The sequence below is a fragment of the Sphaerothrix gracilis Ecp01 genome (genome assembly GCF_030405905.1).
Lineage (GTDB): Bacteria > Cyanobacteriota > Cyanobacteriia > Phormidesmidales > Phormidesmidaceae > Sphaerothrix > Sphaerothrix gracilis.
This window is the reverse complement of sequence record NZ_JASATW010000035.1, coordinates 18,623-45,152: the sequence shown is the minus strand read 5'-3', so window position 1 is coordinate 45,152 and position 26,530 is coordinate 18,623. Positions and strand designations below refer to the sequence as shown.

The window sequence follows — 26,530 nt, the reverse complement described above, 5'->3', positions numbered from 1 at the left end:
TGTCAACCCTACCTTTCGGTGGGTCATTCAGAAGTTTCAGGGCATTCATTTTGTGCAGTTCGGACACCTCAAGCAGATTAGTAACCTGACTGATGAGCGGCGCACAATCATCCGATTCTTGGGGGCTCATGTTGAGCCTTACTATGCACCTACCTAATCTTTTGGCAACCTGCGGAATGTTGGTAACAATCATGGGTTTATCGTTTATTCCATCATCAAACTCAAATAGACTTGGCAAGTCTATAGCAATTGAAGGAGATATTTCATATGTTTTTTGAAAATCTTGATATTGACTCTTAAAGAAATCTCGCCTAACAAAATGAGGTGGCCACCCGTCTTTATCGAAATCGTTAGTTACTTCTTTGTAGAGCAGTTCTAGTTCTGACCTTGTTGTATCGAAAATCTCGCACAGTAGTCCAGATATCGAATCGAACTCTTGAGCCTTAAATTTCGAGAAAGTCAGATTTCCAGTCATTCTAAATCACTGCTCAGTACGAAAACTCACCTCGTCACCCTCACTTTAACCGTAATTTTCTCCGAGGGGGGTTGCTGCCGCCTAACGTTCCTGGTCAGCGGTTGCCCAGATCTTTGCAACACTACAAGCAATTTTGGTCAATCCGCTGCACCAGGATTGTTATGCTGCATAATTTAAAGAGTGCGGGGTAGGGGAATCGAACCCCTAAGCGTTGCTCTTGGTGAGGAACTCTTTCTGCAACTTAACACTGCTCCCAGCACATTTGGGTAGTCACCAGACCTCCGCAGCACCGCTACCCCGCATGAACCGACCGTCGTATAGACAACAGGTGCAATCATAAGACCCTCCTTAATGTTCACAAAGAACGGAGACCATTGATGCACTGTTGAGCAGCCCTTAAGCACTTCTAAAAGTACCCGTATCCCCAAGACTGTGGGAAGGCTTAAGTACCAACCACCCCTATGATGTTGTAATTGTAACTCCAGAATCAAGCTCAGTGCAATTGTCAGTTGAGTCGTATCCTCATATCGATTGCTCCACGTAAAGTACTCTCATCATAGATTCAATTGCTAGTTTTGCCATGTTATGCCGCCACATACACAAGTAAAATATAGCTGCGCTATAAAATTACCGATATGGAGATATTGCAGAATCAGATTCTCCAAATTTAATAATAATCCAGTCGTCGTCTTCATCGTCTGACTTCTCTAGCTCAATCTTTTCAATCATTTTTCCGTCCAAAATTTTGTTTCTGAAAAAGTTAGGAATTTGAGAACCCTCATTTACATAGCCAAAGTGATCAGCAAGAAATTTATCAACATCAAGAATACCCGCTAGTAATTCAACAAGAGATCTTGACGAAATTTTTATCATGTCTCCTGTCATCGTGTATCCTCCGTAATGAGATAAGCCTATACTTTGGTTCTCTTCTAAAGACTTTAATGCGTTGATTGGCATACTCTCTGGTTTTGGTAACTGCTGTGCCATGAGATCTAAGATCTTAACAAACTCATCAGTGACAGGGTAATCAGCATTTGGATTTGAGAAAAATTTCAATTTGTTATACTTTTTCCTCGTCACAGTAGGTAAACTTGCATATTCTTCCTCTGGAGTGAGAGTAAGAATAAAGCTCACTCGTCGATTGTTTTGAAAGAATTTTTGGATGACTACATCTTGGGAAATCTCGCTAGTACCAGTAACCATCTTATTCAGAGATGAACACCACCCGTCACATATAAATATTCCAGTAATTCCAGAAAACCCTGATTTCTTAAGCTGCTTTGCTTTCTGTTCTAGTCTATTGAAGATTGGATTATGGGTGAGAGAATAGAGAGAGGTATATGAAAGATAACCTCCGCCAGAGAAATTACTATTAGGTGTATATGTAATTTGAATTTTGATTGTACCGTCGTCTATTAAAATCTGATGTGGTTCGGACTCGCTAGAGGATATGGCTTTGGCAAAAGATGACAAGTTTTTCTTGATAAACTTTGGTATCTCTCCTTTTTGAGGTAGAGCAAGCTTAACTTTTTGGTCTCCGTACTTTCCCACGAAATCCCCGTCAATTCTAATATCAATCCCCTTAGACGGCACACCCCTTTTATCTAGAAACTCACGAACTTGCTGAAAAAAGTAATGGACAGGGTTTTCCTTATGTGCTTCTCGATCACTAACTGTAGTAATGTCAGCTAAAAAACAAGTTCCACTGGGCAGCCTACAGAACACATCAGGGGTACGTCCTTCCTCAACAAAATTTTTCTCATATTCGATCTTACTAACCTTGCTTAAAGCAGATAGGATAATGACTTCCCACTCACAAGCAATACTTTTTACTGGATCAGAAGAGTTGAGTTCCTTTTGAATCAATCTATTGAGCTTTTCCTCTGGCAACAAGTTCAAGCTCTTGATGTCATTAAGACATCTCTGAACTATGCGTCTAGGAAATATCGCCATAAATATCATTAAATTGCCTTGTAAGTAATCTCGAAACCTCAAGAATTTTCCTAAAAAGTAACCCAGAGTAATTTAGCGTTGGACATTACCAGTAGATTGAAAATACTGTCCTCACCATCAACTGAAGGCAGCATAACTATTATTAGAGGGAAAGTTTCCACCTAAGATCCCTATGCGGGTAAATAGGTGGAATTGTGTCTGCATAAGATCTTGTTTTGGGTAGATAGGTGGAATTACGTCTGCCTAAGATCCCTATGTGGGTAAATAGGTGGAATGTTTCAATATAATAATCCCTCCGGTTTTGGGCCGAACCTGTTTAGAGTTTATTTATCGTTTCTTTTCAGGCGGTATACCCATGTCAGCAGAGCCTCGTCGCAGGAAGTTACTTGACCAGGTTAGAGAGGCTATTCGGTTAAAGCATTATTCCTATCGGACAGCGCAAACCTATATGCAATGGATTCGCTGCTACATCCTGTTTCACAACAAGCGTCACCCTCGATGACACTCACACGATTCAAAAACTGTGGGGCATAGGGATGTCAAGACTACGATGATTTTTTATACTCATGTCTTAATCGAGACGGACGCGGCGTAAGAAGCCCTCTAAACACACAGCTTCGTACCAGAAATCCTTAATTTCTTGTTCTCAGAACCGAAATTGCCACAAATCTCTGAGCACTCCCAAAGGCTAAACTATTGGATCTCCCCTACCTTCCCCACCCCCTCTACCTGCTCAAACTCCCCTACGATAAGCTAGAGACTATTGCCGTCTTTTACTGCCAAGTCCACGTCTTATGCAAACTCGCGATCGCCAAATTTCTCCGGTTGCTAACCTTTCCCTGCCTAGCCGTACGGCCTCCATCAGCCGCAAAACAGGGGAGACAGACGTGCAGGTGAGCCTCAATATCGACGGTACGGGGCGCTGCACGGCCAACACAGGGATTCCCTTTCTCGACCATATGCTGCACCAGATTGCCTCTCACGGGCTATTTGACCTAGACGTGCAGGCTAAGGGAGACATTGAGATTGACGATCACCACACTAATGAAGATGTGGGAATTACTCTGGGAATGGCGCTGAAGGAGGCGCTGGGCGATCGCAAAGGTATTGTCCGCTTCGGTCATTTCGTCGCCCCCCTCGATGAGTCCCTAGTGCAGGTAGCGCTCGACTTTTCGGGGCGGCCCCATCTCAGTTACGGACTGGAGATTCCGACCCAGCGGGTCGGCACCTACGATACTCAGCTTGTGCGGGAGTTTTTCGTGGCGGTGGTGAATCACAGCCAGATGACGCTGCACATCCGCCAGCTAGACGGTATCAACTCGCACCACATTATCGAAGCCACCTTCAAAGCCTTCGCTCGGTCTATGCGCATGGCCGCAGAAGTTGACCCCCGCCGGGCCAACACCATTCCTAGCTCCAAAGGCGTTCTATAATTGCTCAAAAGAAATTGGGTTTAGGAGATTCGTAGGATGGGCAAAGCAAAGCGTGCCCATCTGCTATCAAACCTTCTCAATCAATCTTTTATAGAACACCCTCCACCCTGGCATTCAATCCATACACCTCACGGCTACCCGCCAGCGCCACCAGGGTTACGTCTCGCTCATCCCCCGGCTCAAACCGCACAGCCGTGCCCGCCGGGATATCCAATCGCATCCCCCTGGCCCGCTCTCGGTCAAACTCAAGGGCCGGATTGACTTCATAAAAATGAAAATGAGAGCCGACCTGAATCGGGCGATCGCCCGTATTAGCCACCGCTAGAGTCACCGTTTCTCGGCCCGCATTTAGCTCAATCTCGCCTGCTTCTATCAGCAATTCACCGGGAATCATTTGCGACCTCCTAGCCGACTAATCAAATCTTGGCGCTGTCGGTTTAGCTCCTGCTCTACCCGGTAGAGCGACTGCCGAATTTCGCGCTCATAGCTGCCGCCGGGCTGAGTATCCAACAGCTTCTGCAGGGCCATCAAGTGGGCCGTTTTGGGGGCTAGCTCGCTGGGCACTTTCACATCGGGCACAATGCCGCTGTTCTCCCAGTTGCTGCCAGTCACGGGGTTGATAGCGCGGCCCGTAGGCACAAACAGCCAGAAATGATCGTTAATGCGCTCGCCCCGACCTGGATTAGCGCCGCCGCGCGTGGTTTCTCCTACAAGGGTAATGCGGTCAAGCACTTTGAGGTTATAGGCAAACTCCTCTGCCGCCGAGAAGGTTTCCTGGCTGGTGAGGACATAGACAGGCTTTTCTAGATAGCGCTTGCCGGGCAGGTAGGGAATTGTCCACCACTGCTGGGTGGTGTCATCCTCACGCCAGTACAGGTCGTTGAGATGGACAGGAGGATACTCCGGCAGCAGATAGCTACACAGCAGCGCCACCATTGCCGGAGAGCCGCCGCTGTTGTGGCGGATGTCGATAATCAGGGCGCGGGTGTGCGCTAAAAAGCTCATGGCGGCGATCGCGGTTTCTCCAGCAAACTCCGGCGGCTCAAAGCCGTATAGCTCCATATAGCCAATGTTGCCCGCCAGCCGCTCTACCCGGTTAAAGTCAAAGTTGCGCAGACTGCTGAGCTGCTGCTGCTGGGCCAGTTCTGCAGGGGTGGGTTCACCGTGGGGTTCTAAGTGAGGCAGCGGTTCCGGGCTGTAGTAGAGCCGCAGATTGCGATCGCCGCTGAGTTCCTGTAGCTGAGCGGTGAGAGTGGCGGCTAGCTGGGTACCGCTTTGCACGTCGCTATAGCCGCCTGCCTGCAGGCGATCGCGGATATCTGCTTGTAGCTTTTGGGCCACTTCTGCAAAGACGTAAACATTTAGCTTCTCGACGACGCCAGTCAGCACCTGATGGCGCATAGCGTCATCTAAACTCAAATCGCCTGCAGGCATAGCATCAGGGGCAGAGTCACTCATGCAGCTTACTGAATCGGATTGTGCACAGTCACCAGCTTGGTGCCATCGGGAAACGTGGCTTCCACCTGCACCTCATGAATCATTTCTGGAATGCCCTCCATTACCTCATCTCGGTTGAGCAAGGTAGTGCCGTAGCTCATTAGGTCTGCTACCGTACGCCCATCCCTGGCCCCTTCCAAAATGGCGGCTGAGATATAGGCCACCGCCTCTGGATGATTCAGCTTCAGTCCCCGTTCTTTGCGGCGCTCAGCCAGCAGAGCAGCCGTAAAGATGAGTAGTTTGTCTTTCTCCTGGGGCGTTAACTGCATGACGGCTCAGCGTGGGGGAACAGCACTAGATTAGCGGTAATTGGGGCGGAGTGGCGGGATTTGTAGAGAGGTTTTAGGTTTGGGTAGAAGCGAATGGGTCAAGTTTGGAATTTTGAACTTTAAAGGTTTTGCCAGATCTTGATGGTTTTGTCGGCGCTGGCGCTGGCGATGTACTGGCCGCTGCGGTGGATGGCGACGGCGTTGATCGCCCCCGCGTGTTCTGTAAGGGTGTGCTGCAGGGTGCCTGTTTGACCATTCCAGATTTTGACCGTACCGTCGCGGCTACCGCTGACAATGGTGGCGCTGTTGGGCGCGATCGCCACCGAGTTGACATCCTGGGTATGGTCGCTCAGGGTTTGCACTAGCCCGCCGGAAGCCAGACTCCAAAGCCGCACCGTTTTATCTTTGCTGGCGCTGGCGATTAGCTTGCCGTTGGGGGCGATTGTCACCTGATTTACTGAGTTAAAGTGACCGGAAAAGACCCGGATGATATTCCCCTGTTCCAAATTCCAAAGCCGCACTTTGTTATCCAAGCCGCCGCTAATCAAGTAGCGTTCGTCCGGCGTAATCACAACTGACTTAATCATGCCAGCCGAGCCGGTCAGGCTTTTAAGCAAAGTGCCTTTGTCTAGCTTCCAGAGCTTAACGGTGCGATCGTCGCTGCCGCTTGCCAGCAGCCAGCCACTCGTGCCAACAGCTACCGAATTCACATCGCGGATGTGTCCTTTGATCGTTTGCAGCAGTTCTCCAGTTGCTAGATTCCAAACTTTGACCGTATCGTCATCACCACAGCTCGCCAATACCTGCCCGCCTGGACTAATTGCCACTTCGTTTACGCCGCGAGCGTGACCCGCCAGGGTTTGCAGTAAGGCTCCAGTTTGCAGGTTCCAGAGACGAATGGAGTCATCTAAGCTGCCGCTGGCTAAAATCGGGGTCTTGGGATTAAACGCGATTGTTGTGACCCAGGAGCTATGACCCGTCAGCGTGCGAATACAGCGCCATCCCCGTGGCCCTGAGACTCGTTTTGATGGCGGCTGGCTGACGGGAAAGCCGCCGCTGTAGGTAGCGGCGCGGTTAGGCGGCTGGCTGGGGGGGCGGCTGGGTGGCTGAGTCGTTTTCGCCTTGGCAGAGGGGGCACTTGGGGGGGAAGAGGTCGAAATTTTGCCCTCTGGATGCTGGCGTACCCAGCCGGGAACAGTTCCCTCTAAGGAAGGCAGTCCGCGTAAATCGGCTAGAACTTCTTGAGCAGACTTGTAGCGATCGCTAATGAGGTCTTTAACCAGGCGATCGAGGACGTTACCAAGCTGGGGACTGACGGTTAAATTGTTTTGCTGCAGTGCCTCTCGCCACAGCCAGCGGCCTTCTAGCGGGCTGTAGAGTCGTTCTGGCTTTACCCCGGTCAATAAATGCAGGCAGGTGGCTCCCAGGCTGTAGAGATCGCTGCTGGGATACGCCTGCCCGCCCCGGAGCTGCTCAATCGGGGCGTAGCCTTCGGTGCCAATGCGGGTTCCGGGTTCGTGCAGGATAGTCTCGGTAAACTGCTTAGCCACGCCAAAGTCAATCAGCACCAGCTTGCTATCTACCCGGCGGCGAATCAGGTTGGAGGGGGTAATGTCCCGGTGGATAATATTGCGCTCGTGGACAAACTGCAGCACCGGCAGCAAATCTTCCAGCAGCGATCGCACCTCTGCCTCATCTAAAGTGCCGCGTTTTCGCATCTCCTGCAGCAGAGTTTTGCCCTCGATCATCTGCTGCACCAGATAGAGATAGCGCTCCTGTTCAAAATAGGCCATCAGCGTCGGAATTTGCGGATGCTCCCCCAGTTCGTGCAGCCGCTCAGCCTCCTGCTGAAAAAGCTGAATAGCCTTGTCTAAAGACTTTGGCCCCTGAGCCTGGGGGGCAAACTGCTTCAGCACGCAGTAGCTATTGAGGCGATCGCTGTCTTTCGCTAAATAAGTCCGGCCAAAGCCACCCCGGCCAATCAGTTTGATCGGGCGATAGCGCCCTCGCAGACTTTGGACTAAGAGCGTATTGCAGCTCTGACACCGGATCGCCGCATCGGGATTGATCGGCTGAGCGCAATTGGGATTTAGGCAGCAAATCATCTTTGGCAGTTGCCTCGGAATGCACTTCTTTACAAAAAGTAGAAGTCTTTCAATCGATAAAAAGCTTACGGTAAGGTGATCATAAACTGATTTTTGAAAAGCTCTTCATAAAATGACATTGGCGCCCTCTCATTCTTCGCATCAAAAAGCTAAAGCCCTGCGTCCTGGGGCGCGTCGGCCCGCAAAGGAACTCTGCAGCGAATGTGGCCTTTGCGACACCTACTACATTCACTATGTCAAGGAAGCCTGCGCCTTTCTGAATCAGCAGGTAGCTGAGCTAGAAACGGAAACCCACGGTCGCAGCCGCAACCTAGAAGCTGCCGAAGACCTCTATTTCGGGGTGCATCAGGAGATGATGGCGGCCCGCAAGCAGCAGCCCATCGACGGGGCGCAGTGGACAGGCATTGTTAGCACGATCGCCATTGAAATGCTCACCCAGGGTCTTGTGGAAGGGGTGGTCTGTGTGCAAAACACCGAGAGCGATCGCTTCCAGCCTATGCCCGTGATTGCCAGGACGCCAGCAGAGATTCTAGCAGCGCGGGTGAACAAGCCAACCCTCTCTCCCAATCTGTCAGTGTTGGAGCAAATTGAGCAGTCGGGTCTAAAGCGGCTATTAGTGATCGGCGTCGGCTGCCAGATTCAGGCGTTGCGGGCGGTTGAGCAAAAGCTGGGGTTAGAGAAGCTCTACGTGCTGGGCACGCCCTGCGTCGATAACGTCACCCGTGAGGGACTGCAAAAGTTTTTAGAAACCACCAGTCGCTCGCCCGAAACGGTGGTGCACTACGAGTTTATGCAGGATTTTCGGGTGCATTTCAAGCACGAAGATGGCTCCACCGAGACGGTACCCTTCTTTGGCCTCAAGACCAATCAGCTCAAAGACGTGTTTGCCCCGTCCTGCATGAGCTGCTTTGACTATGTCAACTCGCTGGCGGATCTGGTGGTGGGCTACATGGGGGCCCCCTTTGGCTGGCAGTGGATGGTGGTGCGCAACGATCGCGGTCGGCAAATGCTGGATCTGGTGATGGATCAGCTCGATACGCAGCTAGTGATGTCTCAGGGCGATCGCCGTCAGGCTGTGCAGCAGAGTATCCCCGCCTATGACAAAGGCGTGACACTGCCCATGTGGGCCGCTAAGCTGATGGGCGTGGTGATTGAAAAAATCGGGCCGAAGGGGCTGGAGTACGCCCGCTTTTCCATCGATTCCCACTTCACCCGCAACTACCTCTACGTCAAACGTCACCACCCAGAGAAGCTAGCCGCTCATGTGCCAGAGTATGCTAAGCGCATTGTCGAGCAGTATAAGCTACCGGATTGATGCCTGTGGATTAGCTTTAACCTTATGCGGATTCTGCTAGTCGATGATGAAGCTGAAATGGCTGAGCCGCTGAGTCGTCTGCTCAGAAAAGAGGGCTATCAGGTTGACGTAGCCACGGACGGGGCCGAGGGCAGTCAGCTAGCAGCAGAAAATGCCTACGAGCTGATGATTCTAGACTGGATGCTGCCCTACAAAAGCGGCTTAGAAATTTGCCAGGAGCGGCGATCGCAGGGAGATGTCACCCCCGTCTTGTTCTTGACGGCCAAAGATACCCTAGACGATCGCGTTGTTGGCCTCGATGCTGGCGCTGACGACTATTTGATCAAGCCTTTTGAGCTACGGGAACTGTTGGCGCGGGTGCGGGCTTTGCTGCGGCGTCCGCCAACACTGGAGTTATCATCAGCGCCGCAGCGGCTGCAATACGGCGATTTAGAGCTAGATAGCGAAAATCAAATGGCCTACCGGGGCGATCGCCCAATTGAACTCTCCGAAAAGGAAACGCAGCTCTTAGCCTATTTAATTCAGCATCCTGAACAACTACTCACCCATACCCAAATCTATGAAGCCGTTTGGGGAGAAACGCACCAGCCCAGCAGCAACGTCCTAGCAGCGCAGATGCGGCTGCTGCGCCGCAAGCTAGAGCAGCCCCAAAGCCCGCTGCTCATTCACACCATCTACGGCAAAGGCTATCGGTTGGGTATTGGCGCTGCTGAAACCTAATCGCCAAAACCTGTCCATAGCTATCTACACTCATTTAGCGACGCTGTAGCTCAATGCTGTAGGTTGTTTGTCCCTCAGAGGTCTGCCCCCGAAAACAACGAACCTGATAGATACCGTCGGCTAGGCTCAGCAGTTTACCGTCGTCTTCAGGACGTAAAAAATCAGCTAGCTGTAAATCGGTTGAAGTGGCCAGTCGCGGCTCCGACTCATAATCGCTTTCATCGATTGGCTCCAGCGTGCCATCTGCCGCCTGTACGAAGTTGGGGGGCTGGTGAAAGCTCAGCATCGTCTCTCCAGTGGCTCGCACCAGCGCATAGACGGGAATGGCTTCTGATTTAAGAGTACTCATATCGATTCAGAATATAAAGTTTAGACGTGAATTAGATTCAATCGCAAACTGAGCCGGTTAGCCAGTGAGCCGCCGATGGATATTTACCGCTCCAACCTAGCGCCTGAGGGGAAATTCTGAGAATAATCCTGAACTTTTGTATACTGAGAACCTAAGCCCTAGGCAAAAAATGATGGAATCTCAGACCCCTGCCATTCAGTTCTATGATGGTATTTCAGAGCAGCTTAGCAATGTGAGCCTGCGCCGCGATCGCGCTACTGGAGCGCGGCTGGCCATTTTGATTTTTGAGCAGCTCAAGTCCATTGAGCAGTTCAACAGCTTTCGGAACCGCTTTGCGGGCAGCCTCCAGCTCATTGATCAAGAAGGCACTATTAGCATTGAGCCAGCCGGGGTTAAGTTCATCTTTGGCGGGCCGGAGGGGGATGAGCTAGAGCGGGTAGAATGCAAGCTAGAAATTGAGCGAGATGACTACTGGGAGCGGTTTATGCGCTTTATGCATCGCTATGCAGACGCCAACGGTATGGCCTACGGTGATGCTAGCGCTGGCGGCAAGTAGTTTTTTAGCAAGATCGGGGTGACTGAAACAGTGAGTGGGAAAAAAACATGAAAGTTGCAGTGACAGGGGCTACTGGATTTGTTGGCAGTCGCTTGGTACAGCGCCTGCAGCAAGAAGGGCACAGCGTCAAAGTTTTTACCCGTCAGGCAGAGCGAGGTCGCCGCGTTTTTCCGGCTGCGGCTTTTCCCAACGTCGAAATTGTGGCTTATGCGCCGCTGACTTCGGGAGACTGGCAAAAGGCGATCGCGGGCTGCGATGGCGTCGTCAATCTCGCCGGCGAGCCGATTTCTGAACGCTGGACGCCTGCTCACAAGAAAGCTATTTTGGTGAGCCGTCAGATTGGCACTGAAAAGCTGGTTGAGGCGATCGCCCAGGCCGATCCTAAGCCGAGCGTTTTAGTGAGCGGCTCCGCTGTAGGCTACTACGGCACTAGCGAAACGGCCCGCTTGGATGAAACCAGTCAGCCTGTCGAAAATGACTTTCTCTCGCAGGTCTGCCAAGCCTGGGAAACTGCCGCTGAGCAGGTTAAGCCTTTGGGCGTGCGCTTAGTCATCACTCGCATCGGCATTGTATTGGGCATGGGCGGCGCTATTTCCCGCATGATCACCCCGTTTCGCCTCTATGCGGGTGGGCCCATTGGTAGCGGTCGTCAGTGGTTCTCCTGGATCCACCGGGAAGATCTGGTGAACCTAATCATTAAAGCCCTAACGGACGGCCAAATGCAGGGGGTATACAACGCCACTGCGCCGAATCCCGTCCGTATGAGTGAGCTATGTCAGGCGCTAGGGGAAGCGATGAATCGTCCTTCCTGGCTACCCGTGCCCGACTTCGTGATCGAAGCTCTGTTGGGCGACGGAGCCAAAGTGGTTCTAGAAGGACAGCAGGTGCTGCCCAAACGGACTCAGGCAGCAGGCTTTCAGTATCAGTATCCTAAGGTGGATATGGCTCTGAGAGACATCGTTAAGTCAATCTAGCGAGGGCGCACAGCCGTGCGCCCTGCCGATGCGGTAAAACTTAACGCTTAACGGTTACCGGGAGTCCGTCCCCCCTCATCATTGCTGCCGCCGCGGGGCCTGGAGTTACCCGGATCGCAGCCCTCAGGGCCGTTGCCGATGCCCTGGTTGCAGTTACTACGTCGGCTCCCATCGTCATCATCATCGTCGTCATCGTCGCCGTCATCATCATCGTCGCCGTCGTCATCGTCATCACCACTGTCGCTATTGTCTGACCCCCCGGTGGTGGTAGTATCCGTTTCAACGGTGGTTTCAGTCGTGGTGGTCGTTTCCTGCAGAATGCCAGCTAGATCAACGATGTAGTCGGAAGTGACTGACTCAACTACGCCTAGACTGACGAGCGCCTGATAGACGTAAGAGCAAGCCTCACCCCGCGTCACTAGTTCAAACAGATTCAGCTCGCGAACATTGGGGTAGTTGACCAAAACGTTCTTTTCCACCAGCGCGGCGATGACAACCCGGTATTGGCTGGGGATGGTGTCTGCATCCACAAAAACGCTGAGGATTTCTTCCACGCTCCGGTTAGAAGTCACCTCGGTGTAGCCCAAAGCCCTGGCCAGCATCACCAATACTTCTAGCTTGGTCATGCGGGCATCTGGCTCAAATCCCCCGCCCGAACTTAGATTCAAAAAGCCCATTGTGTAGGCTTGTCGAATCGCGCTAAAAGCCCAAAAACGGCTGGAGACGCCCTGTAGCGAAACGCTTTGGCGCACAGGCTGTAAGTTGAAGGCTTTGCTGACGATCGCCGCATACTGAGCCTTTGTTAGATAGGCCGTGGGCAGAAACTGGCCGTTAGGAAAGCCTGTGACCACGTTGAGGGACGACAGCCTATAGACGAAGGTGCTGGCCCAGTAGGTTGTTGTAATGTCAGTGTAGTTAACGGTGGTGGTTGTAGTAGTCGTGGTTGTGGTGGTCGTGGTACTACCGCCACTGGTGCTGCCGCCGCTGGTACCGCCGCCGCTGGTACTGCCGCCGCCATCGTCGTCGTCGTCACCGCCATCGTCGTCATCGTCACCGTCGTCATCGTCGTCCTTTAACTGAGACAGCTCATTAATTTGCTCGGTAGCTGCTTTGTCAGTTGGAGTGGTTTCGCTTTGCTGAGCCGAAGCCGTCAAGACTGAAGAGAACAAAGTTGCCGCGATCACTAGCAACATGGCAAAAGAGGCAGTCTGAGTTAAGACTTTCAATAAAAAGGGGCGCATATCTAGTTCTACCTATTTCAAAGAACATCACGTAGCAGATAGGACTGAGCTTTCCAACAAAGTTGCTGGCTCAGGAGCTAGCCGAGGAACTATCCGGCTTATCCTCTTTAGGCAAGACTGTGATCTTAGACACAAGTTCCAGGTTCTTCTCAGAGCTTCATCTAAAGCTTATCGAGGGCGATCGCACTGCTGTTTTACTGTGAAGATCTAAGCGGCAAAGGCTCATCTAGCGGCAAAATCCAGTCGGCAGGCCGCAGCGATTGCTTCTCTTGAGCCAAGTCCACAAACGGATCAATCAGCAGCTGCGGCGATCGACCATTGAGCGACACCCAAGCCCGCGTTCTGACCTCCAGTGATTCATCTCCCTGGGCTGGTAGCGTCTCAGCCAGGTAGTGGGCAAACTGCAGCACCATATCGGGCCGTCCGCCCATCTTGCGAACCTGCCAGCGGGCCAAAAACTGTTCGGGTAAAACGCTGACTACCTGTTGGGTTGCGGGATCGCGCACTAGAAATTCAGCTCGGCTGTCTTTATCCCGTAGCTTCATATGCCAGGCAAACCGATGCCCTTCTTCTGTCCAATTAACATTGCCCGGGTAGAGATAGTGGCGCAGAGGCAATAGACATTGGAGGCTGACGTAAATGAGCAAGCAGGCGGCCACTAGACGGCGGTGTCGTAGCGAAGCGATCGCGTTTCCAGAAGCGGCGTTGCCCGCTAGCTCAGCTTCTGATTTGGGGCTGATGGATTTCACCGATACCTTGGACAATCTGCCAAATACGCGGCGCGGCCAGCTTGGATCAAAGAAAATAGCCGTCGCCGCGATCATAAACCAGGGAAAAATACCAATCGAAAACAGCCGCGCATTTGTGAGATGAAACAGCGTAATCAAGGCGAACGCCCCCAACCGGGTGCGACGCCAGAGCAGCAGCGGCACAATTAGCAGATCTAGCAGCAGGCCGCTATAGCTCAGCAAATAGACCATCCACTCCGCTGTAAAGAACTGCCCCACCAGCGGAAAATCCGTAGAACCTGCCAGCCACAGCCGCATCGGTTCTCCCTGCAGCCAATCGCCATTGAGTTTAGCAATGCCGCCGTAGAAATACGGCACTGCAATTTGAAAACGCAGCAGCCATAATGTCCAAGCCGGGGCCGTCTGAGACAGCAACTTTGGACGGCGCAGCACGTCTACTGAACACAGCCGATGGGCAGGCAGAAAGATGAGCAAGTAGCTCAGCAGGCAGATGAGATAGAAATGATTGAGATAGCGGGCCTGTTCTAATAAGAAAATGTAGGTAAAGCCCACAAAAAAGAGCAGGGCGCTCAGCCGATAGAAAAAGCCCAGCGAGATAAATAAAGCGAGTACGCCCAGAACCGCAAAGTGCCAGATCATCCCCTCTCCCGGCCAGGGCTGCACCCAGCCAAAGCCAGGATAGGTGAAGTTGAAGTCTGGCTTCATCCAGTAGGCTTCAATCCAGCCATGAGCAAAGTAGCGCTGTACTTCCCAGAGCAAAATAGCGCCAAAGCCGATCCGAAAGTAGGCCAAAACGGCAATATCTACGGGTTGCCAGAGCCATTCCTGAAGCTGCTTCACTGTTTTCAAAGATCGCTAGTCCACTAACACACTGAGTTTTCGATCGCCCTCGCCCTTAGTCAAGTTCCCGTTCATTCGGCTGACAGGTCGTAAATTAATTAAAGGTATCACCGGGCACCTTTTTAACTTAATCGCGTCTTAATAATACGAGTCAGCCCGCTCAACTCTATCTCTAGATGAGTTGGCAAGCGCAGATTTTACTGTAAAAGTAAAGTTGTTACGTAGACGACATCTATCTCAGGGCTTATTCTGCAATGAATGATTAATACGGCTTAACCGCTGTCCCGGTGTGAGTAGAGTCCATTGAGCCTAGTAACCATGCCTCAGTTTGTGCGTTTCCCTGTGCTGCCTTGCTTTGTTTTACTTGCGGGTTTGGGGGCTTGCCGAGCTAGCCTGAACCAAACGTTTGATGTGCTTGGCGAAAGCCTAGAATCGTCCCCAGTCCAATCGGTCAGTCTCCCCCCGTCGGAGGCGAATATTCCGGCCTCTGTGTTAGAGGGATGTATTGCGGAAGCGGCAGATGTAGCCAGCGAGCCGATTGAGATTCAGACCGCTCAGCTTTTGCGAGACGGGACGTTTTTAATTCAGTGGAAAGAGGGTGAGAGCTTGGCCGGTTCTTGTCAGGTAGACGGACGGGGTAACGTGATTGCGATCGCCTCAGCGAAGCTACCCCAGCCCTAGCGCTGAACCCATCTCTTCTCTACCTTCCTAACCTCGCCCTAGCTCCTAGTCTGCGGCTGCCTTCTGCTCTTTGTACTTATCCTTAAACAGGGCCTGCCGCTCTTTGTGTTCAACAACGGGCTGCGGGTAGCTGCAGCGATCGCGGTTTTCTGGGGCAATTTCACCTGTGATCAGTTCTTTCGTATCCAAATCTTTTAGCTCCGGTAGCCACTGGCGAATATAGTCTGCTTCCGGGTCAAATTTCTTCGCCTGGCTAGCCGGGTTAAAAATTCGCAGCGGTTTTGGATCCATGCCGCTAGAGGCACTCCATTGCCAGCCGCCATTGTTAGCGGAAAGATCGCCGTCGAACAGCTTTTGCAGAAAATATTTCTCTCCCCAGCGCCAGTCAATGATCAGATCCTTGGTCAAGAAGCTGGCAACAATCATGCGACAGCGGTTGTGCATCCAGCCCGTTTCATTGAGCTGCCGCATGGCCGCATCCACAATCGGATAGCCTGTTTTACCTTCGCACCAAGCCTGAAAGTGATCTTCGTTGTTAATCCAGGGAAAGTCTTTGAGCGCTTCTCGGTAAGGCCCTTCAGCGAGCTGAGGGAAAAAATACATCACATGCTGATAGAACTCGCGCCAGGCCAGCTCTTGCTGCCAGGTTTTGACGCTGTTGCGAGTCTCGTCACTGCGGCAGCGACTGTAGGCTGAGTCAGCAGCTTCCCAGACGGTGCGAATGCCAATAGCCCCAAACTTCAGCGCCGCGCTGAGGACAGAAGTTCCCTCAATACTGGGTAAGTTTCGCTGCTCGGCATATTCAGCGATCGCCCGGTCATCATCACAAAAATCAGCTAGCCGCTGCTGCGCTGCCTTTTCGCCCGGTGCCAGCAGCAGCGGATTTTCCCAGACAAATCCCAAGTCCTTCGCACTGGGCAGCGCCATCGCGCCTGCCTCATCAGCCGCCTGCTGCTCTGCACTTGAGAGATCCGTTAGGCTTTCCGGCGTCGGAGCTGGGGCAGCTTTAGCGTGATCTTTCCAGTTGCGCCAAAAGGGCGTGTAAACCGTGTAAGGGTCGCCAGCATTGGTGCGGACTTCGCCAGGACCGTGTAGGAGCTGATCCCAGGTATTGTGGACATGAATGCCATAGTCTTTGAGGGCATCGCGCACCTTTTGGTCACGCGTTTGGGCATAAGGCTCGACATCCCAGTTCCAGTAAACAGCCTGAGCGGATAAAGCCCGCGCCAGTTCGGGAATTGCCTTTTCGGGAGGAGCCTGTAAAATTAGCAGCCGACTGCCTGCCGCCTGATAGCGCTGCTGCAGCTCCTCCAAGCAGCCAATCATGTAGGTAACGCGAGCAGGGGCCACGGCATCATTTTCTAATAGAGCCGGATCAAGGCAAAAAACGCCGATAACTTTCTGGCTGCGATCGCGAGCGGCTGCCAGTCCTAAGTTGTCAGAAAGTCGTAAGTCTCGGCGGTGCCAAAACAAAATCAGGTCGGTCATGGCTCAGTTTGAAATTTTTTGCGGCTGCAGAATAGGGATTCAGTATGACACGGTCTCCTAGTCCGGCGAACCTATCTGAGGTCAAGCTTCTTGCCGTTCAGATCGCTAAATATTGGCCATGCCTGTTTTCTGACAGAACTTTAATCAAAGCTTTCAAATTTCTTAATGCATAAATTACCACGACAAACTGTATATAGTGCTACTTTTTAGCAAGAGGCTAACTGCTCGCATCATTGCTAAAAGCCTCTGCACTCACTTTTATTAATAGAGAGATTAAATCCATGCGTCTTTTCTACCGCGGTGCCCAATACGAAACTCAGACTCCTCGCATTGAAGCCACCGAAGGCAATGAAATTGGTACCTATCGCGGTGCCCATTTCAAAACTAAAAGCTATCGAGTGGCCCAGCGTCATCATGATCAAGTACAGCTTACCTATCGCGGCGTCAAATATACCCACGAAATTTAGTCATTCCCTGCCTCATCGTGACCATAATCACAGGTCGGCAGCGGAAAGATCACGTTCTGGTTGGAAAAATCAGTGGTTAACTAAAAGAGCTTCTGAATAATAACGACCAGTTCTTTCGTAGGGTCTTTGTTATGCCAGTTTCCGATGGCTACAAATTTGAGCTACCTCAGCTAACGCCCGCTCAGCAGGCGCTAGCTGCTGGGCTGATAGACGTTTTCCTAGCGCTAGTTTTGATTCCGCTGCTAGGAGCAGCTTTGTTAGTCATGCTGGAAGCTTGGCAGATGCTCTAGCTGGGTGATAGGTGAGGCTTAGCCAGCATAAAGCTGGCAATTGATTTGGCATCAACTCCTTCTCCGGCCAAAATGGCTTTTTCTAGTTCTGCTGGTGTCATTAAGACGACTTCCAAGTCTTCATCAGCATCTAGGGCAGGAGTATCCTCTAGCTTTTCTAAGTCAGCGGCTAAAAAAGCATAGATAAACTCGTCGGAATAGCCGGGGGCGAGGGCAAACTTACCCAACGGAGACCAGCTATGGGCCCGATATCCGGTTTCTTCTTCTAACTCTCGCTGAATCGTTTCAGCGGGCTGCTCGCTGACTTCTACCGTCCCAGCCGGAAATTCTAGCAGTCGCCCCTGAACCGCAAAGCGGTATTGCCTCACCAGTACCAGTTCTCCATTAGCAGTGATGGGGACGGCTAAGGCCCCTCCTGGATGGCGAATGCATTCCCAGTCGCCGATGGCTTTATTGGGGAGGCGGAGCTGGTTGACCTCAAAGTTGAACTTGCGGCCTTCGTAGAAAAGCCGCTGTTTGAGAAGCTGAGGGGGTTCTTGGCCGGGCATAGAATTCTGAACAGTATTTGTCAGTATCCTCAGAATGCCGCTGTGTCAGGCGAATTGTCAATTTTGAATTGGTTTGCGGTTGGCTGTATGCCCGTGCAGTCAACCTGTTGGAGTAGCTCAGCAATGGTCTGACCCAAGACAGGCTCTCTCCAGTTAGGCGCAATTTCTGCCAAAGGGGCCAGCACGAAAGCTCGCTGGTGCATTCGCGGATGAGGAATTTGCAGATGGGGTATTTCTAGGATTTTCTGACCGTACAGCAGTAGGTCTAGATCTAGCAGGCGTGGCCCCCACCGTTCTCGCCGCTCTCGCCCAAAGCGACTTTCAATTTCTAATAAAACTGCTAACAGCGCTGCCGGAGTTAGCCGAGTTTCTGCGATCGCGCAGGCATTCCAGTAGTCAGGCTGAGGCGGGCCTACCGGAGCAGTGCGATAGGCTTTAGAACAGGCTAGTAGAGTAATCCCTGCAGTCGCGGCGATCGCCTCTAGGGCCCCCTGCAGAATTGCTAAAGAGTCGCCCAGATTACTCCCCAGCGCGATCGCACAGGGAGTGCTCTCTAAGGCAGCGGTGGCAGCAGGCGATAAGTTCTCAGCCTCAGCCCCGAAGTTTCCATCATCAGGATATCGGTTCTGAGAGAATGGGGGGGTAAGCTGCAAAAGGCGGCCTCCGTCAGTAGAATTTCGTCGCGTCCGGCCAGGTCTTCTCCTAATTTAGACGCTAGATTCAGTTCTTCGCCAAAGATATCGGTCTCAGCCACCACCAGCATATTGCCGTAGCCAATTCCAATGCTGACGTGCAAATCCGCCTCACTTAAAGTGGCGATCAGCGTTTGAGCCGCGCCCACAGCAGTTTCAGCATTCGGAAAGCTGGCATAAATGTTGTCGGCCTCTAACTTAAAAACGCTGCCGCCAGCGGTTTCTATCACTGGCAGAGCGATCGCCTGCAGTTGCTGAATCTCTGCCAGCGCCGCGATGATGCCAGACTGCTGCGATCGCCGGGAAAAGCCAACAGCATCTAGCACCATCACCGCTAGAGTTTGACCAAAGACAGCTTGAATATGCTGATCAATTGCTGCTGCCGCTTCAGGGTGCTGATTGCGCTGCTGCAGTAAGCGTGTCAGCAGGCTTTCGGTATTTTGTTCCCGCTCTGGCTGAGACATCCCAGTATGACTAGCGGCTGGTGGATCGGACTGAGAACAGTGATCGGCAGATGCAAGTGATGGTACAGCAGCGGTAACTGCTTGCCCACTGATAATAGCGGCAAATGCCCACATAGCAGCAATCATGTCGCCCCAGCTCGTAGAGCTGATTCTTTACTAGAGACTTGCTTTTAAGCGCTGAACCAGTTGTTCTACCGCCAATACGCCCTCTATCCGGTCAATTGGCTTTCCTTGTTTGAAAAGGACGAGCGTTGGCAAGGCATGAATACTGTACTCAGAGGCAAGCTGAGAATAACGTTCTGTATCAATTTTAACAATTTTAATTTGGCCTTTGACTTGAGCGTTGACCTGCTCCAGAATGCCTGCCATCATCTGGCAGGGGCCGCACCAGTTAGCGTAAAAGTCTACCAGAACCGGGATTTCCGAATCTTGGATCAGGTCTGCAAAGCTTTTGAACTGCTGTTTAACTGCCATGAGAGATTTGAGGAATAACCATTTTGACGATCTTATCCTCGCTATTTCCAAGATTCCGTCTCTCGCTGGAATGACTTAAGATATGAGAGCATTTCAGGAGGTTTAGATTGAATGACAGCCCTATCTCAAGCTCTACAGGACAAGGTCGCGATTGTAACCGGAGCCTCGCGCGGAATTGGCCGGGCGATCGCGATCGCACTGGCTGCAGAGGGGGCACAGGTAGTGGTTAACTATGCCCGCTCTAGCAGCGCTGCTGATGAGGTGGTCGCTCAAATTAATGAAAAGGGCGGCAGCGCTATTGCTTTGCAGGCCGACGTGTCTCAGGCCGATCAGGTCGATGCTTTGATCAGCGCCACGATGGAGAAGTGGGGCCGGGTAGATGTCCTAGTCAACAATGCCGGAATTACCCGCGATACGCTGCTGCTGCGGATGAAGCCAGAGGACTGGCAGGCCGTCATTGACTTGAATCTAACAGGCGTTTTCCTCTGCACGCGGGCCGTGAGCAAAATCATGCTGAAACAGCGCTCAGGCCGCATTGTTAACGTGGCCTCGGTGTCAGGACTGATGGGCAATCCAGGACAGTCCAACTACAGCGCAGCTAAAGCGGGCGTGATTGGCTTCACCAAAACAATTGCCAAGGAACTTGCCAGTCGAGGGGTGACGGTTAACGCGGTTGCGCCTGGATTTATCGCCACGGACATGACTGCCGATTTGTCCAACACGGAAGAAATTCTTAAATTTATCCCCCTAAATCGCTACGGCACTCCGGCAGAGGTGGCCGGTCTTGTCCGTTTTCTAGCCGCCGATCCGGCTGCCGCTTATATTACCGGGCAGGTAATGAATGTCGATGGCGGCATGGTGATGGCTTAGGCAATAGCCCAAGCACAGCAAAAAATCTTAAACGATTGGTTGTCTCAGAGGCTGAAGAAAACTGAAAATCGAGAAAGGCTTGTTTTTTGTTTTATCCCCATCAGTCTTTCGGCAAAGTCCAGTAAAATTCCCCAAAGCCCTCTCATTCTGCGCAGCAGAAAATAAGTCCGGTGGCAACCAAGCGCCAAGCCCTGTCTGACCTGTTTAAGACTCGCCTTTCACGGCGGATTGTTTTTTGGGTCTTTGCCAGCATTGTGCTGATTGAAGGCATTATTCTCATTCCTTCGGTCTACCGCCGCGAGCGCGAGCTTTTAATCTATCAGCAGGAGTTAGCCGCCGCCAAAGCCTCAGGGCTACTGGCTCAAACTGCTCTCCCCCAAACAGAGGCTGCGCTGCTCACGCGGCTGCGAACTACCCAGGATGACACTGCCGTGGGAGGAGCACTCTATCGGGCGGAGGGAACTCTAGTCGGCACTTTCGGCGAAGCGCCAGCGCTGACGTTCGCTGATGTAGCAGCTGGGCAAGAAACGCTGCTTAATCGCGCTCAGCACCGTTATGATGCGGTTTGGCAGATGTCGCCTCTAGACGGACAATATCTCCTGATTATTCGCCACGATACGACCTTGGTGCGGCAGGAGGTGATTGCTTTCATTGGCCGTATTACCGGCTTAGTAGTGATCATTTCTTTTTTTGTCACCGGAGCGACCATGATTGTGCTGGAGCGGCTGCTGATTACGCCTATTTTGCGGCTGCGGCGGGACTTGCTCAAGACCGGACGGGCGATTAGCGCCGATCAGGATGCACGGTTGGTTGCCTTTGAATCAGCGAAAACCTATCGCCAAGACGAACTAGGCGATGTGGTAACAGCTTTTGAGCAGATGCTACAGCAAATTTCTGAGGCGATCGCCAACCGCAAGCAGGCTGAAGCCGAGCTACGCCTATCAGAGGAAAAATTTTCCAAAGCATTTCGCTCTAGCCCTAACCCCATCACCATGAGCACGATGATCAATGGCAAGCTGATCGAAGCCAACGACAGCTTTCTGCGGCTCCACGGCAGTTCCTTAGAGCAGGTGATTGGGCAAACGGCTTTAGATCTGAAGCTGTGGGCTAATCCCCGCGATCGCCAGCAGATGATTCAAACTATTCGCGATCGCGGCTATATTCGCAACCGGGAATACTGTTTCCTCACCCGCACTCAGGAAAGGCGTACGGTGCTGTATTCAGCAGAGCAAATCAGCATCAATCAGCAGGACTGTATTCTATCTGTGGTTAGCGATATCACCGAGCGCAAGCAGGCGGAAGAAGCTTTGCGGGCTAGCGAACAGCGGTTTCGGATGCTGGTGGAGCAGGCGGTAGATGCCATCTTTGTGGTTAACGAGCAGGGGGGCTTTGTCGATGCCAATCAGCAAGCCTGTCACAGTCTGGGCTATAGCCGGGCTGAGCTGATGCAGCTATCGGTGACCGATATTCAACAAGACCTCACGGCAGAGCAGTTTTCCCAGCTCTGGCAGTCTCTCACGGTAGGCAGTCCGGCCACCGTTGAAGGTACCCATCGACGGCAAGATGGCAGTCAGTTTCCGGTCGAGGTGCGGCTAGGGCTGCTGGAATTTGGTAGCGATCGCCTAATTTTGGCCTTAGCTCGTGACACCAGCGAACGGAAGCAGGCTGAGGCAGCGCTGGCGCGGCTGGCGGAAATTGGCGAACTGGCCGCCATGATTGTCCATGAGGTACGCAATCCGCTGACCACGGTGCTGATGGGGCTGAGTTCCTTCAAACGGCTTGATTTGCCGGAGCGAGCGCAAATGCGGTTGTCCTTCGCGCTGGAAGAGTCGGAGCGGCTGCAGCGGCTATTAAATGAAATTTTGCTCTATGCCAAACAGCAAAATCTAGCTCTAAGCGAACTGGATCTCAAAGGTTTACTGGCGGAGATGCTGGAGTCGCTGCAGGCGATGCCTGCCGCCAGCGATCGCCAAATTCAGTTCTCTGTTCCTGAGCAGCCAGCACCGATTCTAGGCGATACCGATAAGCTGAAGCAGGTGTTCATCAACCTGATTGGCAACGCCTGTGAGGCGATCGCTGGCGGAGAGCAAGTTTTCTGTCGTTTAGAGATTGACCAGCCGCAGCAGCGGGCTGTAGTTGAGGTGCACAACGGCGGTGAACCGATTCCACCGGAGGTTTTGCCCAAGCTGACCCAGCCCTTTTTCACCACCAAGTCTTCCGGCAACGGACTGGGATTAGCAATCACCAAGCGAATCATTGAAGCGCACGGGGGTGAGTTGGCGATCGCCTCAGCCGCCGCTACTGGCACCACCGTCACCGTCACGCTGCCGCTGAAGCCGACCTAGATAGGTAACGTTTCAGACCCGGAAACGCAGAGAGACCAGAAGCACACTATCAGGCTACACAAGGACACTGCTGCTGCACGCGGCCCAGTAAAACTTCTAGATTGAACGGTTTGACAATGTAGTCATTCGCGCCGACCTGCTGAGCAACTGCCTGATATTCCACCTCAGACAGGGCCGTGACAAAAATGATTGGCTCCTGATAGCCAGACTGACGCAAAGCCTGACAAATTTCGGGTCCCGATAGGGTCGGCAGTTTCCAATCTAACAGCACCAAATTAGGCTGCATTGACTGAGCCGCTTTTAATCCCATTAAGCCGTCATAGGCAACAGTAACCTGATAGCCTTCATCCAGCAGCTCTAGCTCCATCAGCTTAGCAGTGTTGGGATTGTCTTCAATGAGTAGGATGTGCATAGCCAATGTCACCATTTAGGTCGCCTCGATACCTCTCAGTATGCCCCGGTGATCTGAATCACTTGTGACCGGCAAATGAGTTCTTGCTGAGAAAGTCTCGCGTCTTTAGCTTCGAGCGGGTTTTGGCTACCTTACGCCAGCTCGTAATCGCTGCAGCCCTGACACGGCCCGGTGGGATTTACGGCACAGCGCAGCAGCTCTGACCCGGCATTGTAGCAGCAGCTTACATCGCCAATCACCCAGCGATCGCCCACCTGACTCCTTTCCTCAGCCGATTTAGCAAGCTGAACATAGAGAGCAATTTTGCTGAGGCGATAGCGGCTAGCCTTGAGCTGGTAGCGGTGGCGACGCTCCAGCACCGCATAGGTTTGGCCGCTAAATTCAATATGAGTACCCGGCTGGGGCATCCAGTCTAGATAGACCCTGCCAAGGGACTGCTGAGAATGATTAAGAATTAGCTCAGTGGGTAGTAAATCTGGCTCCATAAATTCCGGCGATCGGCGTATTTTAGGCAGTCAAACGGGTAGCTTTAACCATAGCAGCTCTCCAGTCCCTGAAAAGGTTCGTTACAATTGCAGGAACGTTCGGCAAACGCCAGCTTGACCCCGCCGAAATTTTCACAAGAGACGGCAGCTAGTGGGTGCTGGTTCATCGGTTGGTAAAGAACGCGATCGCGCTATGTCGGTTAATCAAGTCTATTACGAATCTCTGCTAGCTGAATGCAGCAGCTATGAAGGAGCTGTTGAGCTGCTAAAGCAGTATCGTCCCTACTTAGAAACTTTGCCCAGTATGCGGCGTCCAGCCGACAGCCTGATTGCCCTGCCGCTGCCAACAGCGCGGATTCGGCAGTCAGTTGTTTTTCAGCCAGCGCCAGGGCAGCCGACCGCCACCAAAGAGGTGTTGCAGCTTCCCTGCGATGTCGTTTTTTTGATGTGCGATCCGGAATGGAAGATTAAAACAGGCATAGAAATCTGTCTGTTTATTCATCGACCTTACGAAGACTTTTCCGACCTGCTGAGTCGCTGGCGGCAGACACAGATTTTGTTGGATAAAGGTTATGAATGGCTGTTGCCCCTCAAGCATAAGCATTTGCTGAGCGAAGGGGCAGACATGCCTCATCCTCTATTTGTGGTTTTTCCAGACACCCCGACCCGAATCGCCAAGGGTCTGAGAGGCGCGGCGCTACCTGTAATTTGCCATGCCACGACGCAGCTTGCAGCCGCTGTTGAAGAAGCCGTTGCTGCGTCTGGCTCCGATGCGGTAGAGGCGGCAGTTGAAGCGATTGATCAGGCTGATGTGGAAAAGATAGATGTTCCGGAAGACTTTGACGAAGACAGCTAAAGCAGTTGAGGCCAGCTAGGTTAGCCGCTGCTGGAAGGCAAACGCAAAGTTACCTGAAAACCCAGCTTTTGCCCAACAATCGAGCTAGGATAGCAGAGACTTAAAGAAATATTGCGAATGCGTTTCCTGCTCTCTTTTGTTTTCTGCGGCTTGATTTTTGTCAGTGGTATTTTGCTGCCCATGCCTGCGGTCGCGGCTGCTTTACCTGCTGCGCTACCGGGCTTTGATAGCGTTTTTAGCGGATCCCCGCCCCAAAACTTAGGCGTCCATGACGGTCAGCTAACCGCCTGCCCGACTTCTCCTAACTGCGTCGTCAGTCAGGGTGCAGATGCCGACCACGCTATTGAGCCAATTGCCTATGAGGGCGATCGCGAGACGACCCGTAACACCTTGCTGGAGGTGCTAGGCGTTGTCCCGCGTACGACTATTGTTGAGCAAACGGATGAGTACATCCGGTTTGAATCTCAAAGTCGGCTGATGGGCTTTGTCGATGACGGCGAATTTTATCTACCGGCTGAGGAAAACGTGATTCATATGCGCTCCGCCGCCCGACTGGGAGAATCCGACCTGGGCGTTAACCGTCGCCGTCTAGAGCAAATTCGTCTAGCGCTGCAGGATTTGGGACTTGCTAGCGTTGATTAGGTCTAAAGAAACGCTCGCCGTATTTAATCACACCGTATAGGCAAATCATCCCCAGCAGCCCCAAAGCGGCGGCTAGCGGCGCAATCTGTAAATGCCAAAGACTCGCTAGAACTAACCCCACTAAGTCAGCCACGATGACAGGCCAGCGCTGTCCTGGCCCGCACTTCTCTATTAAGACAGGCTGATGCGGCTGTAGCTGAACGCCCGCCAGGAGGTTAAACCCCAGCAGACTCAGCAATACCAAGAGCGCTCCCCCACCTAGCCAGATCCAGGCGACATAGAAGCCTAACAGCTCTAGGGCAAGGGTGCTGAGCGTTACCTGCTGAAACCGACGCAGCCGCGGAGATTTTAACCCCTGGTTTTTGACCTCCGCAATCTGCTGTAAATCGGCGATCGCCATGTGTGTCTGTTCCAAACAGAGCAGCAGCAGCGCCAACGTCAGGCAGCGTTCAGCCCAACTGCTGACGGCCAACAGCTTCACCCCTAGACCGATGCCAGCAGGCAAAAATAGGCAGAGAATACGACCGGCGATCGCGCTCATGGGCTGTACAAATTTGCGATAAAGATCGTTTTGGCCGTTGTGAAAGTTCTGAGGAAATTTGCTAGAGTCTAGCGAAGCTGCTGTAATGCTGGGGCTTTGCGCTGATTATGGCGCTGCGCTGTGCAGCAGCAACTGGGTGATAGTAATTTTTATTCCAGGTGTTTGTAAATCTGCATGGCAAGACTTTCTGTAGAGCTAAATCGCTATTTCTTTCAGGCCGATCGAGCGCCTAAAGTTACGCTTCAAGACATTCTGGACCTGGCTGGCGAGAGAACTTTCGGCTTTCTATTTGTATTGTTATCGATTCCGTCAGCGCTACCGCTTCCAGCACCAGGATATTCGGTGCCGTTTGGCATTGCTCTTTTTTTATTAGCAATACAGCTCATCGTGGGGCGAGAACGCCCTTGGTTTCCTACTAGCTGGAACAAGCACCCGTTTGAGCTGAAGCAGGTGCAGGGCATTGTTAAAGCTGGCGTGCCGTGGCTGCAGCGGATTGAGGCTATATCTCGCCCGCGTCTGAGCTACGTCTGCACTAGCCTGCCAGGGCGAGTTGTGATTGGCAGCGCGATCGCCCTGATGTCTATTTCCATGATGATTCCGATTCCAGGCACCAACACGCTGCCCGCGATGGGGATTTTTGTCACCGGGTTTGGCCTGCTAGATGACGACGGGGCCATCAGCCTAGCCGGACTGGTGATGTGTCTGATGGGCCTAGCACTGACCTCCCTCATTTTGCTGTTCGGCTACGAGGCCGTTAAGGCAGGAATTGAGCTGATTCGCAATACCGTGTTCTAAAAAC

General features: G+C 52.3%; 29 protein-coding genes and 2 pseudogenes. 14 read left to right on the top strand and 17 right to left on the bottom strand.

All coding sequences use genetic code 11. From position 1 onward, the window contains the following. Both QJQ48_RS24875 and QJQ48_RS24870 read right to left on the bottom strand, forming a co-directional pair. Positions 1–475: pseudogene (locus QJQ48_RS24875) on the bottom strand (hypothetical protein); the annotation flags it as partial. A gap of 627 nt (positions 476–1,102) precedes the next feature. Beyond that, a complete protein-coding gene (locus tag QJQ48_RS24870) occupies positions 1,103–2,365 on the bottom strand; it encodes a hypothetical protein (RefSeq protein ID WP_346293948.1) in 1,263 nt (420 codons plus the stop codon). Positions 2,366–2,783: 418 nt separating this feature from the next. Here QJQ48_RS24870 and QJQ48_RS24865 point away from each other — a divergent pair. Next, positions 2,784–2,927, top strand: a pseudogene (locus QJQ48_RS24865) (phage integrase N-terminal SAM-like domain-containing protein); the annotation flags it as partial. A gap of 295 nt (positions 2,928–3,222) precedes the next feature. Then, positions 3,223–3,861, top strand: coding sequence for an imidazoleglycerol-phosphate dehydratase HisB (gene hisB, locus QJQ48_RS24860; protein WP_346293946.1), 639 nt, complete (start codon positions 3,223–3,225; stop codon positions 3,859–3,861). An 88-nt stretch (positions 3,862–3,949) separates the two neighbouring features. On the opposite strand, the gene QJQ48_RS24855 is transcribed toward hisB, so the two are convergent. From QJQ48_RS24855 to QJQ48_RS24840, 4 genes are all read right to left on the bottom strand, one after another. Beyond that, positions 3,950–4,255 carry an urease subunit beta gene (locus QJQ48_RS24855; protein ID WP_346293945.1) on the bottom strand — a complete coding sequence of 102 codons (306 nt, stop codon included), beginning with the start codon at positions 4,253–4,255 and terminating at the stop codon, positions 3,950–3,952. Beyond that, a complete protein-coding gene (locus QJQ48_RS24850) occupies positions 4,252–5,319 on the bottom strand; it encodes a S41 family peptidase (protein WP_346293944.1) in 1,068 nt (355 codons plus the stop codon). Before QJQ48_RS24850 ends, QJQ48_RS24855 begins: the two co-directional genes overlap by 4 nt. Before the next feature lie 5 nt (positions 5,320–5,324). After that, positions 5,325–5,627 (bottom strand): urease subunit gamma, encoded by a 303-nt coding sequence (locus QJQ48_RS24845; protein ID WP_346293943.1) that lies wholly within the window; start codon positions 5,625–5,627, stop codon positions 5,325–5,327. 119 nt (positions 5,628–5,746) lie between these two features. Beyond that, the gene (locus tag QJQ48_RS24840; RefSeq protein WP_346293942.1) at positions 5,747–7,732 is read right to left on the bottom strand and encodes a protein kinase domain-containing protein; all 1,986 of its coding nucleotides are present in this window, start codon (positions 7,730–7,732) and stop codon (positions 5,747–5,749) included. 112 nt (positions 7,733–7,844) lie between these two features. On the opposite strand from QJQ48_RS24840, the gene QJQ48_RS24835 reads away from it, so the two are divergent. Beyond that, the gene (locus QJQ48_RS24835) at positions 7,845–9,047 is read left to right on the top strand and encodes a Coenzyme F420 hydrogenase/dehydrogenase, beta subunit C-terminal domain (RefSeq protein ID WP_346293941.1); all 1,203 of its coding nucleotides are present in this window, start codon (positions 7,845–7,847) and stop codon (positions 9,045–9,047) included. Positions 9,048–9,071: 24 nt separating this feature from the next. Further along, positions 9,072–9,767, top strand: coding sequence for a two-component system response regulator RppA (gene rppA / locus QJQ48_RS24830; RefSeq protein WP_346293940.1), 696 nt, complete (start codon positions 9,072–9,074; stop codon positions 9,765–9,767). A gap of 34 nt (positions 9,768–9,801) precedes the next feature. On the opposite strand, the gene QJQ48_RS24825 is transcribed toward rppA, so the two are convergent. Further along, positions 9,802–10,116 carry a hypothetical protein gene (locus QJQ48_RS24825; RefSeq protein WP_346293939.1) on the bottom strand — a complete coding sequence of 105 codons (315 nt, stop codon included), beginning with the start codon at positions 10,114–10,116 and terminating at the stop codon, positions 9,802–9,804. Positions 10,117–10,288: 172 nt separating this feature from the next. Between QJQ48_RS24825 and psb28 the strand changes: the two genes are divergently transcribed. Both psb28 and thyD read left to right on the top strand, forming a co-directional pair. Next, positions 10,289–10,672, top strand: a complete 384-nt coding sequence (gene psb28, locus QJQ48_RS24820) for a photosystem II reaction center protein Psb28 (RefSeq protein WP_346293938.1) — start codon at positions 10,289–10,291, stop codon at positions 10,670–10,672. Between the two features lie 47 nt (positions 10,673–10,719). Further along, the gene (thyD, locus tag QJQ48_RS24815; RefSeq protein ID WP_346293937.1) at positions 10,720–11,646 is read left to right on the top strand and encodes a thylakoid membrane protein ThyD; all 927 of its coding nucleotides are present in this window, start codon (positions 10,720–10,722) and stop codon (positions 11,644–11,646) included. Between the two features lie 47 nt (positions 11,647–11,693). Here the strand turns inward: thyD and QJQ48_RS24810 are convergent, their stop codons facing one another. Further along, complete coding sequence (locus QJQ48_RS24810; protein WP_346293936.1) at positions 11,694–12,887, bottom strand: S-layer homology domain-containing protein; 1,194 nt, start codon at positions 12,885–12,887, stop codon at positions 11,694–11,696. Positions 12,888–13,081: 194 nt separating this feature from the next. Continuing rightward, positions 13,082–14,476: an HTTM domain-containing protein gene (locus QJQ48_RS24805; RefSeq protein WP_346293935.1), complete on the bottom strand. Its 1,395-nt coding sequence runs from the start codon at positions 14,474–14,476 to the stop codon at positions 13,082–13,084. A 318-nt stretch (positions 14,477–14,794) separates the two neighbouring features. On the opposite strand from QJQ48_RS24805, the gene QJQ48_RS24800 reads away from it, so the two are divergent. After that, positions 14,795–15,157, top strand: coding sequence for a hypothetical protein (locus QJQ48_RS24800; RefSeq protein WP_346293934.1), 363 nt, complete (start codon positions 14,795–14,797; stop codon positions 15,155–15,157). Between the two features lie 45 nt (positions 15,158–15,202). On the opposite strand, the gene QJQ48_RS24795 is transcribed toward QJQ48_RS24800, so the two are convergent. Further along, entirely contained in the window at positions 15,203–16,645 is a 1,443-nt protein-coding gene (locus QJQ48_RS24795) for an FAD-binding domain-containing protein (RefSeq protein WP_346293933.1), read from the bottom strand. Between the two features lie 281 nt (positions 16,646–16,926). Between QJQ48_RS24795 and QJQ48_RS24790 the strand changes: the two genes are divergently transcribed. Further along, positions 16,927–17,112, top strand: coding sequence for a DUF4278 domain-containing protein (locus QJQ48_RS24790; protein ID WP_346293932.1), 186 nt, complete (start codon positions 16,927–16,929; stop codon positions 17,110–17,112). A 131-nt stretch (positions 17,113–17,243) separates the two neighbouring features. Next, positions 17,244–17,402, top strand: coding sequence for a hypothetical protein (locus QJQ48_RS24785; RefSeq protein WP_346293931.1), 159 nt, complete (start codon positions 17,244–17,246; stop codon positions 17,400–17,402). On the opposite strand, the gene QJQ48_RS24780 is transcribed toward QJQ48_RS24785, so the two are convergent. Genes QJQ48_RS24780 through trxA form a run of 4 tightly spaced genes read right to left on the bottom strand, consistent with a single transcriptional unit; the run spans position 17,399 to position 19,580 of the window. Then, complete coding sequence (locus QJQ48_RS24780; RefSeq protein ID WP_346293930.1) at positions 17,399–17,950, bottom strand: NUDIX hydrolase; 552 nt, start codon at positions 17,948–17,950, stop codon at positions 17,399–17,401. The two genes, QJQ48_RS24785 and QJQ48_RS24780, sit on opposite strands and share 4 nt — an antisense overlap. A 29-nt stretch (positions 17,951–17,979) precedes the next feature. Further along, a complete protein-coding gene (gene folK, locus QJQ48_RS24775; RefSeq protein WP_346293951.1) occupies positions 17,980–18,486 on the bottom strand; it encodes a 2-amino-4-hydroxy-6-hydroxymethyldihydropteridine diphosphokinase in 507 nt (168 codons plus the stop codon). 17 nt (positions 18,487–18,503) lie between these two features. After that, on the bottom strand, positions 18,504–19,232 hold the full coding sequence (locus tag QJQ48_RS24770; protein WP_346293929.1) for a nucleotidyl cyclase domain-containing protein: 729 nt from the start codon (positions 19,230–19,232) through the stop codon (positions 18,504–18,506). A 30-nt stretch (positions 19,233–19,262) separates the two neighbouring features. Continuing rightward, complete coding sequence (gene trxA, locus QJQ48_RS24765; RefSeq protein ID WP_346293928.1) at positions 19,263–19,580, bottom strand: thioredoxin; 318 nt, start codon at positions 19,578–19,580, stop codon at positions 19,263–19,265. Between the two features lie 111 nt (positions 19,581–19,691). Here trxA and fabG point away from each other — a divergent pair, with 111 nt between their 5' ends. Together fabG and QJQ48_RS24755 are read left to right on the top strand one after the other, a co-directional pair. Continuing rightward, on the top strand, positions 19,692–20,450 hold the full coding sequence (gene fabG / locus QJQ48_RS24760) for a 3-oxoacyl-[acyl-carrier-protein] reductase (protein WP_346293927.1): 759 nt from the start codon (positions 19,692–19,694) through the stop codon (positions 20,448–20,450). Positions 20,451–20,620: 170 nt separating this feature from the next. After that, positions 20,621–22,795, top strand: coding sequence for a PAS domain S-box protein (locus QJQ48_RS24755; RefSeq protein WP_346293926.1), 2,175 nt, complete (start codon positions 20,621–20,623; stop codon positions 22,793–22,795). A gap of 49 nt (positions 22,796–22,844) precedes the next feature. Here QJQ48_RS24755 and QJQ48_RS24750 read toward each other — a convergent pair whose 3' ends face one another. Both QJQ48_RS24750 and QJQ48_RS24745 read right to left on the bottom strand, forming a co-directional pair. Further along, positions 22,845–23,207, bottom strand: coding sequence for a response regulator transcription factor (locus QJQ48_RS24750; protein ID WP_346293925.1), 363 nt, complete (start codon positions 23,205–23,207; stop codon positions 22,845–22,847). A 131-nt stretch (positions 23,208–23,338) separates the two neighbouring features. Then, positions 23,339–23,692 carry a DUF6464 family protein gene (locus tag QJQ48_RS24745; protein ID WP_346293924.1) on the bottom strand — a complete coding sequence of 118 codons (354 nt, stop codon included), beginning with the start codon at positions 23,690–23,692 and terminating at the stop codon, positions 23,339–23,341. A 193-nt stretch (positions 23,693–23,885) separates the two neighbouring features. On the opposite strand from QJQ48_RS24745, the gene QJQ48_RS24740 reads away from it, so the two are divergent. Continuing rightward, on the top strand, positions 23,886–24,548 hold the full coding sequence (locus QJQ48_RS24740) for a hypothetical protein (protein ID WP_346293950.1): 663 nt from the start codon (positions 23,886–23,888) through the stop codon (positions 24,546–24,548). A 180-nt stretch (positions 24,549–24,728) separates the two neighbouring features. Then, a complete protein-coding gene (locus QJQ48_RS24735) occupies positions 24,729–25,190 on the top strand; it encodes a DUF1499 domain-containing protein (RefSeq protein WP_346293949.1) in 462 nt (153 codons plus the stop codon). On the opposite strand, the gene QJQ48_RS24730 is transcribed toward QJQ48_RS24735, so the two are convergent. Then, the gene (locus QJQ48_RS24730; protein ID WP_346293923.1) at positions 25,177–25,731 is read right to left on the bottom strand and encodes a hypothetical protein; all 555 of its coding nucleotides are present in this window, start codon (positions 25,729–25,731) and stop codon (positions 25,177–25,179) included. The two genes, QJQ48_RS24735 and QJQ48_RS24730, sit on opposite strands and share 14 nt — an antisense overlap. 174 nt (positions 25,732–25,905) lie before the next feature. On the opposite strand from QJQ48_RS24730, the gene QJQ48_RS24725 reads away from it, so the two are divergent. Then, entirely contained in the window at positions 25,906–26,526 is a 621-nt protein-coding gene (locus QJQ48_RS24725; protein WP_346293922.1) for an exopolysaccharide biosynthesis protein, read from the top strand. The last annotated feature ends 4 nt before the right edge of the window (positions 26,527–26,530 follow it).

Excerpts from the sequence above, each read along its gene's own strand:
- hisB (WP_346293946.1), top strand. The coding sequence starts at position 3,223 with ATGCAAACTCGCGATCGCCAAATTTCTCCGGTTGCTAACCTTTCCCTG.
- QJQ48_RS24855 (WP_346293945.1), bottom strand. The coding sequence starts at position 4,255 with ATGATTCCCGGTGAATTGCTGATAGAAGCAGGCGAGATTGAGCTAAAT.
- QJQ48_RS24850 (WP_346293944.1), bottom strand. The coding sequence starts at position 5,319 with ATGAGTGACTCTGCCCCTGATGCTATGCCTGCAGGCGATTTGAGTTTA.
- QJQ48_RS24845 (WP_346293943.1), bottom strand. The coding sequence starts at position 5,627 with ATGCAGTTAACGCCCCAGGAGAAAGACAAACTACTCATCTTTACGGCT.
- QJQ48_RS24840 (WP_346293942.1), bottom strand. The coding sequence starts at position 7,732 with ATGATTTGCTGCCTAAATCCCAATTGCGCTCAGCCGATCAATCCCGAT.
- QJQ48_RS24835 (WP_346293941.1), top strand. The coding sequence starts at position 7,845 with ATGACATTGGCGCCCTCTCATTCTTCGCATCAAAAAGCTAAAGCCCTG.
- rppA (WP_346293940.1), top strand. The coding sequence starts at position 9,072 with ATGCGGATTCTGCTAGTCGATGATGAAGCTGAAATGGCTGAGCCGCTG.
- QJQ48_RS24825 (WP_346293939.1), bottom strand. The coding sequence starts at position 10,116 with ATGAGTACTCTTAAATCAGAAGCCATTCCCGTCTATGCGCTGGTGCGA.
- psb28 (WP_346293938.1), top strand. The coding sequence starts at position 10,289 with ATGGAATCTCAGACCCCTGCCATTCAGTTCTATGATGGTATTTCAGAG.
- thyD (WP_346293937.1), top strand. The coding sequence starts at position 10,720 with ATGAAAGTTGCAGTGACAGGGGCTACTGGATTTGTTGGCAGTCGCTTG.
- QJQ48_RS24810 (WP_346293936.1), bottom strand. The coding sequence starts at position 12,887 with ATGCGCCCCTTTTTATTGAAAGTCTTAACTCAGACTGCCTCTTTTGCC.
- QJQ48_RS24800 (WP_346293934.1), top strand. The coding sequence starts at position 14,795 with ATGCCTCAGTTTGTGCGTTTCCCTGTGCTGCCTTGCTTTGTTTTACTT.
- QJQ48_RS24795 (WP_346293933.1), bottom strand. The coding sequence starts at position 16,645 with ATGACCGACCTGATTTTGTTTTGGCACCGCCGAGACTTACGACTTTCT.
- QJQ48_RS24790 (WP_346293932.1), top strand. The coding sequence starts at position 16,927 with ATGCGTCTTTTCTACCGCGGTGCCCAATACGAAACTCAGACTCCTCGC.
- QJQ48_RS24785 (WP_346293931.1), top strand. The coding sequence starts at position 17,244 with ATGCCAGTTTCCGATGGCTACAAATTTGAGCTACCTCAGCTAACGCCC.
- QJQ48_RS24780 (WP_346293930.1), bottom strand. The coding sequence starts at position 17,950 with ATGCCCGGCCAAGAACCCCCTCAGCTTCTCAAACAGCGGCTTTTCTAC.
- QJQ48_RS24770 (WP_346293929.1), bottom strand. The coding sequence starts at position 19,232 with ATGATTGCTGCTATGTGGGCATTTGCCGCTATTATCAGTGGGCAAGCA.
- trxA (WP_346293928.1), bottom strand. The coding sequence starts at position 19,580 with ATGGCAGTTAAACAGCAGTTCAAAAGCTTTGCAGACCTGATCCAAGAT.
- fabG (WP_346293927.1), top strand. The coding sequence starts at position 19,692 with ATGACAGCCCTATCTCAAGCTCTACAGGACAAGGTCGCGATTGTAACC.
- QJQ48_RS24750 (WP_346293925.1), bottom strand. The coding sequence starts at position 23,207 with ATGCACATCCTACTCATTGAAGACAATCCCAACACTGCTAAGCTGATG.
- QJQ48_RS24745 (WP_346293924.1), bottom strand. The coding sequence starts at position 23,692 with ATGGAGCCAGATTTACTACCCACTGAGCTAATTCTTAATCATTCTCAG.
- QJQ48_RS24740 (WP_346293950.1), top strand. The coding sequence starts at position 23,886 with ATGTCGGTTAATCAAGTCTATTACGAATCTCTGCTAGCTGAATGCAGC.
- QJQ48_RS24735 (WP_346293949.1), top strand. The coding sequence starts at position 24,729 with ATGCCTGCGGTCGCGGCTGCTTTACCTGCTGCGCTACCGGGCTTTGAT.
- QJQ48_RS24730 (WP_346293923.1), bottom strand. The coding sequence starts at position 25,731 with ATGAGCGCGATCGCCGGTCGTATTCTCTGCCTATTTTTGCCTGCTGGC.
- QJQ48_RS24725 (WP_346293922.1), top strand. The coding sequence starts at position 25,906 with ATGGCAAGACTTTCTGTAGAGCTAAATCGCTATTTCTTTCAGGCCGAT.